The organism is Kitasatospora sp. NPDC050543 (assembly GCF_044457565.1).
Classification (GTDB): Bacteria; Actinomycetota; Actinomycetes; order Streptomycetales; family Streptomycetaceae; genus Kitasatospora.
In genome coordinates this window covers 61,817-74,689 of sequence record NZ_JBITGZ010000009.1, presented here as the reverse complement: position 1 = coordinate 74,689, position 12,873 = coordinate 61,817, and the positions used below count along the sequence as shown (strand labels likewise).

The window sequence follows — 12,873 nt, the reverse complement described above, 5'->3', positions numbered from 1 at the left end:
CACGGGACCGGCCGGCCGACGGCCCGTACTCAGAGCGAGAACCGGTGGCTCTCGCCCGGCCGGACGGTCGTCGAGGAGCCACGGAGGCCGACCCGGATGGGCTCCTGGGTGCTCTCCCGAAGGCTGATCGTGACGGTTCGCCGGTCGACGGAGAGGGAGATGCCCCAGTGGCCGCGGTAGCGGAGGTCCAGTTCCACCCGTCCGATCGCCGACGGCAGACGGGGGGCGAGCCAGAGCGCGTCCTGGCGGATCTCCAGGCCCGTGTAGCAGCGCTGCAGGAGATCGACGGTGCCGGCCATGGCGCCGAGGTGGATGCCCTCGGCGGTGGTCCCGCCCTGCACGTCGACCAGGTCGCCGGCGAGGGCGTCGCGGAAGAACCGCCACGAGGCCCGACGGTCGGTGCGGGTCAGGACCCAGGCGTGCACCACCGCGCTGAGCGTCGAGCCGTGGACGGTACGCCGGAGGTAGTAGTCGGTCGTGCGGCGCAGCAGCTCGTGGCCGGCCCGGTAGCCGAGCCGGCGCAGGAGGTCGCGGACCTCGCGCGCGGAGAACAGGTAGAACAGCATGAGGACGTCCGCCTGCTTGGACGCCTTGTAGTGGTTGACGGTGTCGCCCTCGGCCTCCAGGATCCGGTCGAGCCGGCGCAGGTCGGCGTAGCGCCGGTGGTAGGCGGCCCAGTCGAGTTCGGCGAGGCGCTCGTACCCGTCGAACTGGCTGAGCACGCCGTCGTGGAACGGCACGTGCAGGCGGCGGCCCACCTCCTGCCAGCGGTCGAGTTCACCCCGGTCGAGCCCGAGCCGCTCCAGCAGCTCCTCGCGCCGGTACCCCGGCAGCGCGTCCACGGCGTCGAGGGCGCGGGCGAGCACCCAGGAGGCCAGCACGTTGGTGTAGGCGTTGTCGTCCAGCCCCGGCCGGTCGGACCATGGATAGGCATCGTGGTACTCGTCGGGCCCGAGGACGCCGCGGATCGAGTACCGCTCGCGCGGCGGGTCGTACACCGCCTTCGAGGACCAGAAGCGGGCGATCTCCATCAGCATCTCGGCGCCGGTGGTGGCGAGGAAGTCCACGTCGCCGGTCGCCTGGTAGTGCTGCCACACGTTGTAGGCGACGGCGGAGCCGACGTGACGCTGGAGGTGGCTGTGGTCGGGCAGCCAGCGCCCGGACAGCGGGTTCAGGTGCAGCTGCTGGGACTCCTCCCTGCCGTCGGAGGCGCTCTGCCACGGGTACATCGCGCCGCGCAGTCCGATCGCCCGGGCGGCCTGCCGGGCGGCGTCGAGCCGGCGGTGGCGGTAGCGCAGCACGGCCCGGGCCAGCTCGGGAAAGCGCAGGTTGAGCAGTTGGAGGACGAACAGCTCGTCCCAGAAGACATGGCCGCGGTAGGCCTCGCCGTGCAGGCCGCGTGCGGGGATGCCGACATCGAGGTCGACGGAGTGCTCGGAGTAGGTCTGCAGGAGGTGGAACAGGTGCAGGCGCAGCGTGCCGATACCGTCGAAGTCCGCATCGATCCGGCAGCGGCGCCACAGCTCCGTCCACCGCAGGGCATGGTCACGGACGAGCTGGTCGAAGCCGGGCGCCTGCGTCACCAGCGCCCGGGCGGCGCGCAGGGGAGCGCCGATCGCCGGGTCGCGGGAGGTGTACACCGCCACCGTCTTCTCCACGGTGACCGGTGATCCCTGCGTCGCGTCCAGGACGAGCACCTGGGCCGCCAGGCCCTCCCGGATCTCGTCGGTACGGGCTGCCGGGAGGGGGGCGCCCGCCCGGTGCGCGCGGGTGCGGGCGGCGAGCGCGATGCGCAGCGGCGATCCGGCGGCGGCCACCTGAAGCCACAGCGTGCCGTCGGCGTCCGCACCCTCTCCGTCCGGAGCGAGGTGACGGCTGGCCAGGCCCTGGTAGCGGGCGACGCCGGTGTTGGACACATCCGCGTCGAGCGCGCAGCGGACCTCCAGCCGGCCGGACCAGTTCTCCGGGACCAGCTCGGTTTCCAGCGCGAGCAGGTGCGGCTGGGCCTGGCTGGCGATCCGACGCTGCGTCAGCCGGGTCCGGCGGCCGTGCTCGTCCACGACCAGGGCTCGCCGGGCCAGTACGCCGCGGCGCAGATCCAGTTCCAGCTTCTCCGTCGTGGCGGGGCCGGCGAACCAGTCGCCGCCCTCCGGCCGGAAGGTGAGGGGGAGCCAGTTCGGGCAGTTGATCAGGTCCTCGTTCTCGACGGTTCGGCCACCGACCACGGAGGCCGCCCGGTCGTAGCAGCCGGCCAGGTAGGTGCCCGGGTAGTGGACGCCGTCCGCACGGGACTCGGGCGCGGCCGCGCGGCTGACCAGGTAGCCGTTCCCCACCGCGCAGAGCACCTCGCGGATGCCCTCCTCGGCCGGGTCGAAGCCCTCGTAGCTGAGCTGCCAGGGGTCGGAAGGCGCGCAGCCCCGGCGGCCTGTGCTCCCGTCGCTCACGGTGCGTCGTCGGAGGGCTTCGTCTCGACGGTGCGGATGATGCGTCCGGTGATCCTGCCCGGGCGGATCCGCACCCGGGTGTCGCGCCGACCGCCGGCCCGGGGCTGGGGATCGGCGTGCTTTCCGAACCACTCCATGGCGTCCGCCTCGGTGACCTGATGTGCAAGGCCGGTGACGAGGACGCTCCAGCCGCTGCCGAGTGCCTCGTCGAGCCGGTCGACCTCGAAGGCGACATGCTCGCCCACCGCAGTGGCGGCGGTGCTTGGCGCCGTCGTCCGGTAGAGCACCGTGCCGTCCGGGGCGCGGTAGTTGACCGGCAGAATCCGTGGACCTTCGGGCGTCGACAGGGCGACCCGGCCGACGCCACCTGGTTCCATCTTCGCCCAGCACTCCCAGGGCTGCAGCTCCTCCATCACCGGGCGGACGGACGGCGAGGCCTGTCCGGGCGGCAGGTCCGGTCCGCCGCCGAGCAGATACCGGACCGAGGTGCCGAGCGGGCCCGCAAGCGAGATGATCGTCTCCAGGCCGACGGCGGCCGGCCGCGACTCCAGGTGTTCGAGGTAGTCGACGGCCGCACCGGACCTGGACGCCACCCGCTCGGGGCTGAGGCCCAGCTGCTCGCGGCGGTGTGCGATGCGGCGGCCGATATCGCCGGGGTTTGTGGGCTGGTCCTGGGCACGACCGCGAGGTCCGCTGTACTCATGAACGTCGTCCTCTCCTGTCACGGGCACCGTCATCCGGTCGGCAACCGACAGCCGTGGCCTCCTCACTCCTATCGTTCGCTGGGCCGGGGACCTGGTGCCAAGGCCGTTCGGGCCCCGAAGACGACGCAACGGGCCCAACGGAGGTGGGCTCCTGCCTCATCGGCGTGCCCTCTGGGCCGACCGGCCCTGGCGGGGCACTGCGGTGCGGGCAGACGCTGGAGTCAGACCCGCCACGGCGCGCTCTGCCGTGGTCGGGCCGGACCGAGGGAGTCGCAGATGTCCACCGCCCAGTACCTGCCGTCGGCCGCAGATGCCCTGCTGGCCGACGGCACCACCGCGGTCATCCGACCGCTCGGACCGGAGGACCGGGCCGCCATCCTTGACCTGTATGCCGTCCGGATGTCCGAGGCGAGCCGCCGGATGCGCTTCTTCGGGGTCAGCCGCCGGGCGCCGCAGCTGGCTGCCGACCGGCTGTGCGGGCCACCTCGGCCCGGTTTCCTGGCGTTGGGTGCGTGGGTCGCGGACGAGCTGGTCGGAGAGGCCGACTACGAGGCCGAGCAGGCTCACGCGGACACCGCGGAGCTGGCCCTCTCCGTCGCGGACGCGTGGCAGCACCGTGGCGTGGGGACGCTGTTGATCGAGCACCTGGTCCACGCGGCGCGCGAGCGCGGCATTCACGCGATCGAGGCCGAGACCCTGGCCGGCAACCGGGCGGTCCACAAGGTCTTCTCCGATCTCGGGCTGCCCGTTCACCGCCACTTCGATCGGGGCGAGATCCGTGTGCGTGTCCCGCTGGACGAGGCCGACGAGCACTACCGGGAGGCGGTCGACGAGCGCGGCCGCGCCGCCGACGTGGCCAGCCTCACCGCGCTGCTGCGGCCCCGCTCGGTTGCGGTGGTCGGCGCCTCCAGGCGGCCCGGTTCGGTCGGCCAGGCGGTGCTGCTCAAGATCCGCCAGGGTGGATTCACCGGTCCGGTCTGGGCCGTCAACCCGCATGCCGAGACCGTCGCCGGCGAGCCCGCCCACCGCTCGGTCGCCGTCCTCCCGGAGGTGCCTGACCTCGCCATGCTGGCCGTTCCGCCCGCCGCGGTGGCGGGCGCGGCGCAGGAGTGCGGCCGGGCCGGGATCCGGGCCCTGGTGGTCCTCACCTCCGGCCTCGACGCCACCACCGCCCGGCAGCTGATGCAGGCCTGCCGCCGCCACAGCATCCGCCTGGTCGGCCCGAACAGCCTCGGCATCGCGCAGACCGACCCGCTGGTCCGCCTGGACGCAGAGTTCGGCGGCGCGTTCCCGCTGCCCGGCACCGCCGGGGTGGCCGCGCAGTCGGGCGGAGTCGGCATCGCACTGATGGAGCGGCTCGCCTGGCTCGGCATCGGCGTCTCCAGCTTCGTCTCCCTCGGGGACAAGTACGACGTCAGCGGCAACGACCTCCTCCAGTGGTGGGAGAGCGACGGCCTGACCGACCTGGCCCTGCTCCACCTCGAATCCTTCGGCAACCCCCGCGCGTTTGCCCGCACCGCCCGCCGGGTCACCCGCAAGCTTCCCGTGCTCACCGTCGACGCCGGACGCTCCACCGCCGGCCGCCGCGGCGCCGCCTCGCACACGGCTGCCGCCGCGACCCCGACGGTCACCCGGGAGACCCTGTTCCGCCAGGCAGGCATCACCGCCGCCCACAGCATCGCCGAACTGGTCGATACCGCCGCCCTGCTGCACAGCCAGCCACTGCCCGGCACCCGCGGTACCATCGCCGTGGTCTCCAACGCCGGCGGCATCGGCATCCTGGCCGCCGACGCCTGCGCCGAGGCCGGGTTGAGCCTGCCGACGCTTCCCGCCGACCTGGCGGCCGAGCTGCTCGACCTGCTCCCCGCCGGCGCCAGCGCCACCAACCCCGTGGACACCACCGCGGCCGCCGGCCCTGCCCAACTGCGCAGGTGCGTCGACGCGCTGGTGCGCAGCGCGGCCGTGGACGCCCTGCTGGTCTGCCTGGTGCCCACGGCCCTGGCCGTGAAGGCCGAACAGGACCCGGTCCGTGCTCTGCTGGACGCACCGGCCCGAAGGAAGATCCCGATCGCCGCCATCATGATCAGCCAGGAGGTACCGGTCCGGTACCTCACTTGCGCCGACGGCGGCCTCCTCCCCGCCTACGCGGACTCCAGTGCGGCCGCCCGGGCCCTCGCACACGCGTGGGACCGGGCGCGGTGGCTGGCCGAGCCGACCGGCCCCGACGCCGCGGCCACCGGCACCGACCCCAAGGCGGCTCGGCGCCTCGCCGCCGACTTCCTCGCCGCCCACCCGGACGGCGGCTGGCTCGACCCGGCCGCAACCGCCCAGCTCCTTGAGCACTACGGCCTCCCGTTCACCATCTCCCTCTGGGCCCAGGACGAACACACCGCGGTCATCGCCGCGCAGTCACTGCGCCAGATCGGTCACGACGGCAAGGTCGCGCTGAAGGCCTACTGGCCGGGGCAGATCCACAAGAGCGCAGCCGGGGCCGTCCGCACCGGCCTCGCAGGGGACAGCGAAGCCCGCACGGCATACCGCGAGTTCACAGAACGCTTCGGCGACCGGATGGCCGGCGTCGTGGTGCAGCCGATGGCAGCCCCCGGCCTCGAACTGTTCGCCGGCATCGTGAAGGACCACGTCTTCGGCCCCCTGGTCGTCCTCGGCCTCGGCGGCACCGCCACCGATGTGCTCGACGACTGCTCCTCCCGGCTCGCCCCGCTGACCGAACGCGACCTCACCACGATGGTCACCGAACTGCGCAGCGCCCCGATGCTCCTGGGCAGCCCGGGTATGCCGGCTGTCGACCTGGCCGCCGTTCAACGGGTGCTTGCCGCACTGTCCCAGATGGCCACTGATCTCCCGCAACTCGCCGAGGCCGACCTCAACCCCCTGATGGCCAGGCCCGACGGACTCGTGGGCGTCGACGCCCGGATCCGTCTGGAGCCCCTGCCTGTCTTCGACCCGTACCTGCGTCGCCTGCGCCGCCCGCCGAACACGGACATTCCGGAGGAGGAACACCTGTGAACCACAGCATGCTCGACGGCACGACGAGCGACTCCATCGCCGACCCCGGTACCGCGCGGGCCATCGGCCGGGCCCCGGTCCGTCACTGGATGAGCCGGCCCGCCATCGCCGTCATCCCGACCTCCGACCACAGCGATCACCGCGTCCCGGCGCGGCGTGCTGCACGTGGTTTCGCCGGACAGCGCCCCGATCGGTGTGGTCGCGGCCTCGGACCTGCTCGCGGCCTACGCGGGTGAGGAGACCGGGCGCGATCACCCGGCCGTCATCACCGCGGGCGACCTGATGACCTCTCCCGCCGTCAGCGTGACGCAGGACCAGACAGTCGGCGAAGCCGTCCGCATTGCCCGGCACGCTTCCGTGCACCACCTCCCGGTCGTGGACGAGGACGGACGGCTCGTTGGGATGCTCTCACCGCACTGGGATGGGACGTCGACGACGTCGTGGCCGACACCACCTGAGCAGCCCGGCCGGCGGGCCGGCTCAGCGTACGAGCACGCGCTCACCGGAGCGTGGGACCACCGCGGTCCAGCCGAGTTCGCGGTCGATCCGGTTGCGCAATGCCTCAGAGCCCTCCGGTTCGCCGTGCACCAGGTAGGTGGCCTGCGGGGGCGGGGCGTCCCGGAGCCAGTCGATCACTTCGGAGGCATCGGCGTGGGCCGAGAACGCGGGCACGTTGACGATCTCGGCGCGGACCGGGACGTAGGCGCCGTACATCTTCAGCACCTTGGCGCCGTCCACCAGGTTGCGGGCCCGGGTGCCGGCGGCGGCGTAGCCGACGATGATCACGGTGTTGCGCGGGTCGGGCAGCAGCCGGCGCAGGTGGTGGACGACGCGGCCGCCGGTGGCCATCCCGGAGGCGGACACCAGGATCGACGGCACGCTGGAGCGCTCCAGGGCGAGTGATTCCTGCAGCGAGTGGATCAGCGAGAACGGCTCGGGGTCGAGGGCCGCCGCGCCGTCGTCCAGCACGTCGGGGCGCAGTTCGGGGGACCGGGTGGCGAAGGCCTCGCGGTAGATCTGCAGCGCAGCCAGAGCCATCGGGCTGTCCACGTAGACCGGTGCCCCGGCCGGCAGGCGGCCAGCCCGGCGCAGCTCGGCGAGTTGATGGAGCACCACCTCGGTGCGATCCACGGCGAAGGAGGGGATGACCACGGTGCCGCCGCGGGCCAGGGTGCGCTGGATGGCACCGGCGAACCATTCGCGGGCGGCGGTCTCTTCGTGGCGGCGGTTGCCGTAGGTGGACTCCATCAGCAGTACGTCGGCGCCGCCGAACGGTTCGGGTGGGCGCAGCAGGGGGTGGAATGGTCGGCCGAGGTCGCCGCTGGCGGCCAGGGTGTGCCCGTCCTCCAGGGTCAGGTGCGCCCACGCGGAGCCGAGAATGTGTCCGGCGTGGTGCAGCCGCAGCACGGTGCCCGCGGTGACTTCCACGTCGGTGTCCAGTGGGACGGGGTCGAACATCTGCAGGGCATGCTCGACATCGTCCTCGTCGTACAGCGGCTCGGCGGGTCGGTGCATCGACCAGCCGTGCTCGTTGGCGTGGTCGGCGTCCTCGCGGAGCAGGTGTGCGCTGTCGCGCAGGACGAGTTCCGCCAGGCGGGCGGTGTTCGAGGTGGTCAGCACCGGCCCCCGGAAGCCGCCACGGACCAGGCGCGGCAGATAGCCGCAGTGGTCCAGGTGGGCGTGGGTGAGTACCACCGCCTGGACGTCCGCCGGGTCGAGCGGCAGCGGGCGCCGGTTGCGGCGGCGCAGCTCGGCCAGGCCCTGGAAGAGGCCGCAGTCGACCATGATCCGGGCGTGGTCGGTCTCCACCATGAACTTGCTTGCCCGTGACGGTGCCGACCCCGCCGAGGAAGGTGAGCAGACCCGGGCGGGGCTCCGGGTGAGGGGTGGCGCCGTCCGCCGTCATCGCGACCTCCGGGTGGGATCCCCCGTTCCCATGGTGACGCCGTACCGGCCCGCTGTCCTGGGCCGCTCGCCCGGGTGGCCGGACCGAACGGCCCTGTGCCGGTCGCCGTATGAGCGAGGACAGTGGGACTACGCCACTACCTGCGAAGGGGTGAGGGACCATGCAGCACCGCAGCGTCCAGGACGTGATGACCCAGGAGGTCGTCACCGCCGGGCCCGACACACCGTTCAAGGAGATCGCGGCGCTCTTCCACCGCAACGACATCACGGCGATTCCCGTCGTCGACGAGCACGGGCGTCCGATCGGCATGGTTTCGGAGGCCGACCTGATCCGCAAGGCGGCTGTCCTGCCCGATGTCGAGGGTCGTACTCCCGGCCGCTGGCTGGACGCGCACGACCGCGCCCGGGCGGAGGCGGAGACCGCAGGCGGGCTGATGACCAGCCCGGCCGTCACCGCCCACGCAGGATGGACGATTCCCGAGGCCGCTCGCGCGATGGACCGGCACAAGGTGAAGCGGCTGCCGGTGGTGGACGAGGCAGGCCGACTGGTCGGCATCGTCAGCCGCCGGGACCTGCTCCAGGTCTTCCTGCGCCACGACGCCGCGATCCGCGAGGAGATCAACCACGACGTGCTCGGCCAGACCCTCTGGCTGGCCCCCGACGATGTCCGGGCTGCGGTGCAGGACGGCGTGGTGACGCTCACCGGACGGCTGCCGCGGCGAAGCCTGATCCCGATCGTCGAGCAGCTGTGCCGGGCGGTGGACGGCGTGGTCGCTGTCCACCAGACGCTCGACTGGGCGGAGGACGACACCGACTTCCCCGTGGAGCACCCCCGGGCCTACCGCGCGGGCAGGTGACGCGCAGGCGGGTGGGACATAAACGGGCGAGTGTCATGGAGCACTGCGAGCACGGCTTTCGGCAGCGGCGACGTGTTGCTTGACGGCGGCGAAGCTGTCCGGTGTCACCGAGACGGAGTCGATTCCGGCGTCAACCAGGAATCTCGTGAAATCAGGGTTGTTGCTGGGACGTTGGCCCCACAGGCCGACGGTGCGGGTGGAGCGGTGGCGGTGTCCACGAGTGCTCGAACTCGGCCATCACCCGGGTCCCGCGGGGCCGGGCCGGTGGTCGTCCCGACGCGCGTCACCGGTCTCGCGTACATCCGGACAAGCGCGGCGACGGCCTGCGGTGCCACCGCGTGGCTGCCGAGCACCGCCTGCCATCTCCAGCACACCGCCGGCGTGCCCTACCCGCCAGGGCCGACCGGCCCACCCGTTCGGTACCGGCCAGCCCTGGCCCCGCCCCGGAACCGGAGATCTCCTGGAGTCCGGGAGGTATTCCGAGGGAGGCGCGCCATGACGACCATCGAGGTCCCGTCCGAGCAGAGCCTGATGCTCACCCGTTGCGGCCGGAACATCGCGGTCTCCCGGTATGCCCGGGGGGTGTTGCCGCCCGGCCTGGGGCGCGTCGTCCTGGACACCGGTTGCGAGCCGTACGACCGCAACGGGGTGTGGGCAGAGCTGACGCCCGCTGAGGCCAGGGAGCTGGCGGCGCTGCTGCTACGACAGGCCGACGCGGTCGACCGGCCGCCGTCCCGGGGTGAGGGCCGCACGGAAGCCGTCGCCGTTGGCGGGGACGCGTACTCCCTCACGATCGGGAGGCACCATCTGACGGTCGATCAACCGGTCGCCGACGGTGGCACGGACACCGGGCCGAGTCCGGTGGAACTCGTGGTCGCGGGCCTTGTCGGCTGCGTCGCGCATTACGCCGGACGCTATCTCGACCGTCACCGGATCGCCCGGGACGGCCTGCGGGTCACCGCCGACCACACCATGGCACCCGGAGGGCCCGCCCGGATCGCGGCGATCACCCTCGGCGTGACCGTCCCCGACCTGCCTGCCGAGCGCACCGAGGCGCTGCTCGCCGTCGTCAGGCACTGCACCGTTCACACGACCCTCCGGCACCCGCCCGAGATCTCGATCACCCTGGAGCAGGAGCGATGCGAGTCGCCGACCTCATGATCACCCCACCGATTGCCGTGCTGCCAGGCGCCACCGCGCGGCAGGCGGCCCGCCGGATGGACGACGAGTCGGTCGGGTGTGTGCTCGTCGCCGAGGACCACACCCTGCGCGGCATCGTCACCGACCGCGACCTGGTCGTCCGGGCCGTGGCCCCGGGCGCCGACCTGGAGGCACCGGTGGCCGAGTTCATGTCCGCGCCCGCCGTCACGGTGGACGTGACCGACGACCTGGCGGCCGCCTACCGGGCCTTCCGCCGGACCGGCGTGCGGCGCCTGCCCGTGTTGGACGGGCACCGGCTGGTCGGGCTCCTCGCCGTCGACGACCTATTCCTTGACGTCCTGCAACGCCTGTCCGACCTGCTGGGGCCGGTCTCCTTCAGCACTCTCCGGGAAGGCAGCGCCGGTCCCGGCATCGCAGGCACACCCCCCGATCCCCTCAGGAGCACGCCATGACACGCCAGTGGAACACCGTCGGTGAGGTGATGACCCACGCCGTCGTCGCCGTCGGCCGCGATGCGACCTTCCGGGAGATCCTGGACACGCTCCAGCAGTGGAAGATCAGCGCCGTGCCCGTCCTGGCAGGTGACGGCCGGGTGATCGGCGTCGTCTCCGAGGCCGACCTGCTGACCACCCAGGACCGGGAACCCGAGCGCGTCGAGGCGTTCACCGCCGGCCAGATGATGTCGGAACCGGCCGTCACCGTGCACGCGGAGAGCTCCACGGCGGAGGCCGGCCGGGCCATGGCGCGCGGCCATCTCAAGCGGCTCCCCGTGGTGGACGACGAGGGCTTCCTGGTCGGCATCGTGAGCCGCAGCGACCTGCTCAAGGTCCACCTCCGGACCGACGAGGATCTCGCCGGCCAGGTGAAGTTCGAACTTCTCGCGGTACTCCACCCCACGCAGGCGGGGGCCGTCGAGGTCCGGGCGGAGGAGGGCCGGATCACCCTGACCGGTACCCTGCCCGACGCCTCGGCAGTCCCCGTTCTGGAGCGCCTGGTCCGGGCCGTCCCCGGAGTGGTGGACGTCGATGTCAGGGCTGTCGCCCCCGCCTGACGTCCTGGGGCAGTGGCCGCTACGCCTCGACCGTGCCCGCACCGGTGGCGGCAGTCGGTTCCGCGGCCGCCCGGACCGCCCGGAGCACTCCGCGCAGGACAACGCCCACGCCCGGCGAGACGACCGTCCAGTATCGGCCGAAGCGCGCGACGGACTCCGGGTCGGTGCAGGCGGTGCGAGCCTCGTACGTGAGCAGCGAGCGCCCGGTGCCGTAGGGGTGGACGACGAAGGCGGCCGCCATCTTCGCCCAGCCGGGCTCCTCGAAAGCCGTGAACCGGTCCGGCTCGACCCGGCGCCACTCGATAGAGGCCCGCCACGGCTGGCCGACCGCGCCGAAGACGAGCTCGCGCCCACGGTTCTCGCCGAGCGCCACCCAGGGCTGGTCCTGATCGGCGGCGTCGAACAGGTCGGCCACCCGCATGGACCGTGGTGAGGGCGCAGGCCGACGGTGGAGCCGGTCCGGCAGACCGCGCGCCCACATGGCCGCGTCGAGCAGCGGCGAGTGGACGGTGAGCAGGTCCAGGCTGCGCGCGACTTCGAAGGCCACGGAGGGGGCCGCGGCGAGCGGGGTGCACTCCAGGCGGGAGAACCCGAACCCGGGCAGGACACCGTCCAGCAGCAGCGGCGCAGAGGGGTCGACGGTCCAGTCGGTGCTCATCGGAGCCTCCCGAGGTCGGTACGTCCAGTGTGATCCCCCCTCGCGCGTCGGCACCATCAGTCCCGGGGCGACCACGGCAGCGGGGCCGGCCCAGCTGACCGCCGGTGACGCTGTCGACCACGCCCGCGCCGGCGGCGAGCAGGACCAGGAAGAACGTTCCCACGGCCTCGGTGCTCAGCCGCCGCCACCCGAACCGCTGGCTCGTGGTCATCCGTCCCACCTCGCGGGTTGTTGCCGCGACGGTGCGCCGTGCGCGCATTGGCCGACCAGGGCCCATCGGGCCACCTCAGCGCCCACTCGGGTTCGTGCGTTCCCTGCCGTCCTGTGCGGCAGGGACGGGCCACTGGGACAATCGAGGCAGGTGTCCGCCGTCCGGTTCAGGAGACGATCGAAGACCACCCGGGAGATCGGCCAGGAGCTCTACCTCGCCGAGAAGACCGTGAAGAACCACGTGTCGCGGCTGCTGGCCAAACTCGGCGTCGAACGCCGGCTCCGGGCAGCCGTGATCGCCGCCCACGCCGGTACCGAGCAGCACCCGACCCGGCCGCATTGAGCCCGCCCGGCCCAGCAGTTTGAGCCGGTCGGCCCAAGCGAGGGTCTCGCGACCGGGCGCACCGTGGGAGTGAGGCAACAGCCTCGCCCCCACGACCGGGAAACCGTGATGATGTACTGGAATGACCACGACATGGGTGGATGGGGCTTCGGTCTGATGGCCATCGGCATGCTGCTGTTCCTGGGGCTGCTGGTCGTCGTCGCCGTCGCCCTGGGCCGCTACCTCGGCCAACTGCCCCGGCAGCGCCCGCCCGATTGGCAGGCCACCCCGCCGCCGTTGCCGGAGCAGCTGCTGGCCGAGCGTTTCGCCCGGGGCGAGATCGACGCCGACGAGTACCGCCACCGCCTCGACACCCTGAGATCCGGCCCCGCCGGGCCGGCATCCGGCTGAACCCCGCCGATCCGAGCCACCCGGCGGCGGCGGAGGCCCCCGCTCCACGGACCGACCGGCCCGGACCCGGCGGGCGGGGCGGCCCTATCGTCGGCCCCGGCTGCCGAAGGACGATGGGAGATG

10 protein-coding genes and 3 pseudogenes are annotated in these 12,873 nt (G+C 72.8%); 8 read left to right on the top strand and 5 right to left on the bottom strand.

The features are described from left to right. Window positions 1-29: 29 nt before the first annotated feature. On the bottom strand, window positions 30-2,444 hold the full coding sequence (locus ACIBH3_RS13885; RefSeq protein ID WP_396312157.1) for a glycoside hydrolase family 65 protein: 2,415 nt from the start codon (window positions 2,442-2,444) through the stop codon (window positions 30-32). Next, window positions 2,441-3,169, bottom strand: a complete 729-nt coding sequence (locus ACIBH3_RS13880) for a helix-turn-helix domain-containing protein (protein ID WP_396312156.1) — start codon at window positions 3,167-3,169, stop codon at window positions 2,441-2,443. Before ACIBH3_RS13880 ends, ACIBH3_RS13885 begins: the two co-directional genes overlap by 4 nt. 255 nt (window positions 3,170-3,424) lie before the next feature. Between ACIBH3_RS13880 and ACIBH3_RS13875 the strand changes: the two genes are divergently transcribed. Beyond that, the gene (locus ACIBH3_RS13875; protein WP_396312155.1) at window positions 3,425-6,175 is read left to right on the top strand and encodes a GNAT family N-acetyltransferase; all 2,751 of its coding nucleotides are present in this window, start codon (window positions 3,425-3,427) and stop codon (window positions 6,173-6,175) included. A gap of 282 nt (window positions 6,176-6,457) precedes the next feature. Continuing rightward, window positions 6,458-6,574, top strand: a pseudogene (locus ACIBH3_RS13870) (CBS domain-containing protein); the annotation flags it as partial. Window positions 6,575-6,655: 81 nt separating this feature from the next. Here ACIBH3_RS13870 and ACIBH3_RS13865 read toward each other — a convergent pair. Next, on the bottom strand, window positions 6,656-7,987 hold the full coding sequence (locus ACIBH3_RS13865; protein ID WP_396312154.1) for an MBL fold metallo-hydrolase RNA specificity domain-containing protein: 1,332 nt from the start codon (window positions 7,985-7,987) through the stop codon (window positions 6,656-6,658). A 254-nt stretch (window positions 7,988-8,241) separates the two neighbouring features. Here ACIBH3_RS13865 and ACIBH3_RS13860 point away from each other — a divergent pair, with 254 nt between their 5' ends. Continuing rightward, window positions 8,242-8,937: a CBS domain-containing protein gene (locus ACIBH3_RS13860; RefSeq protein ID WP_396312153.1), complete on the top strand. Its 696-nt coding sequence runs from the start codon at window positions 8,242-8,244 to the stop codon at window positions 8,935-8,937. 33 nt (window positions 8,938-8,970) lie between these two features. Here ACIBH3_RS13860 and ACIBH3_RS13855 read toward each other — a convergent pair. Further along, a pseudogene (locus ACIBH3_RS13855) lies at window positions 8,971-9,132 on the bottom strand (hypothetical protein); the annotation flags it as partial. A gap of 300 nt (window positions 9,133-9,432) precedes the next feature. Here ACIBH3_RS13855 and ACIBH3_RS13850 point away from each other — a divergent pair. The 3 genes from ACIBH3_RS13850 to ACIBH3_RS13840 are packed head-to-tail and all read left to right on the top strand — an operon-like array spanning window position 9,433 to window position 11,149. Further along, on the top strand, window positions 9,433-10,098 hold the full coding sequence (locus ACIBH3_RS13850) for an OsmC family protein (RefSeq protein WP_396312152.1): 666 nt from the start codon (window positions 9,433-9,435) through the stop codon (window positions 10,096-10,098). Then, on the top strand, window positions 10,077-10,550 hold the full coding sequence (locus tag ACIBH3_RS13845; protein WP_396312151.1) for a cyclic nucleotide-binding/CBS domain-containing protein: 474 nt from the start codon (window positions 10,077-10,079) through the stop codon (window positions 10,548-10,550). Before ACIBH3_RS13850 ends, ACIBH3_RS13845 begins: the two co-directional genes overlap by 22 nt. Further along, a complete protein-coding gene (locus ACIBH3_RS13840) occupies window positions 10,547-11,149 on the top strand; it encodes a CBS domain-containing protein (RefSeq protein WP_396312150.1) in 603 nt (200 codons plus the stop codon). Before ACIBH3_RS13845 ends, ACIBH3_RS13840 begins: the two co-directional genes overlap by 4 nt. Before the next feature lie 19 nt (window positions 11,150-11,168). On the opposite strand, the gene ACIBH3_RS13835 is transcribed toward ACIBH3_RS13840, so the two are convergent. Next, a complete protein-coding gene (locus ACIBH3_RS13835) occupies window positions 11,169-11,807 on the bottom strand; it encodes a hypothetical protein (protein WP_396312149.1) in 639 nt (212 codons plus the stop codon). A gap of 394 nt (window positions 11,808-12,201) precedes the next feature. Between ACIBH3_RS13835 and ACIBH3_RS13830 the strand changes: the two are divergent. Together ACIBH3_RS13830 and ACIBH3_RS13825 are read left to right on the top strand one after the other, a co-directional pair. Further along, window positions 12,202-12,360, top strand: a pseudogene (locus ACIBH3_RS13830) (response regulator transcription factor); the annotation flags it as partial. Window positions 12,361-12,468: 108 nt separating this feature from the next. Next, window positions 12,469-12,750, top strand: a complete 282-nt coding sequence (locus ACIBH3_RS13825) for an SHOCT domain-containing protein (RefSeq protein ID WP_396312148.1) — start codon at window positions 12,469-12,471, stop codon at window positions 12,748-12,750. The last annotated feature ends 123 nt before the right edge of the window (window positions 12,751-12,873 follow it).

Excerpts from the sequence above, each read along its gene's own strand:
- ACIBH3_RS13875 (WP_396312155.1), top strand. The coding sequence starts at position 3,425 with ATGTCCACCGCCCAGTACCTGCCGTCGGCCGCAGATGCCCTGCTGGCC.
- ACIBH3_RS13865 (WP_396312154.1), bottom strand. The coding sequence starts at position 7,987 with ATGGTGGAGACCGACCACGCCCGGATCATGGTCGACTGCGGCCTCTTC.
- ACIBH3_RS13860 (WP_396312153.1), top strand. The coding sequence starts at position 8,242 with ATGCAGCACCGCAGCGTCCAGGACGTGATGACCCAGGAGGTCGTCACC.
- ACIBH3_RS13850 (WP_396312152.1), top strand. The coding sequence starts at position 9,433 with ATGACGACCATCGAGGTCCCGTCCGAGCAGAGCCTGATGCTCACCCGT.
- ACIBH3_RS13845 (WP_396312151.1), top strand. The coding sequence starts at position 10,077 with ATGCGAGTCGCCGACCTCATGATCACCCCACCGATTGCCGTGCTGCCA.
- ACIBH3_RS13840 (WP_396312150.1), top strand. The coding sequence starts at position 10,547 with ATGACACGCCAGTGGAACACCGTCGGTGAGGTGATGACCCACGCCGTC.
- ACIBH3_RS13835 (WP_396312149.1), bottom strand. The coding sequence starts at position 11,807 with ATGAGCACCGACTGGACCGTCGACCCCTCTGCGCCGCTGCTGCTGGAC.
- ACIBH3_RS13825 (WP_396312148.1), top strand. The coding sequence starts at position 12,469 with ATGATGTACTGGAATGACCACGACATGGGTGGATGGGGCTTCGGTCTG.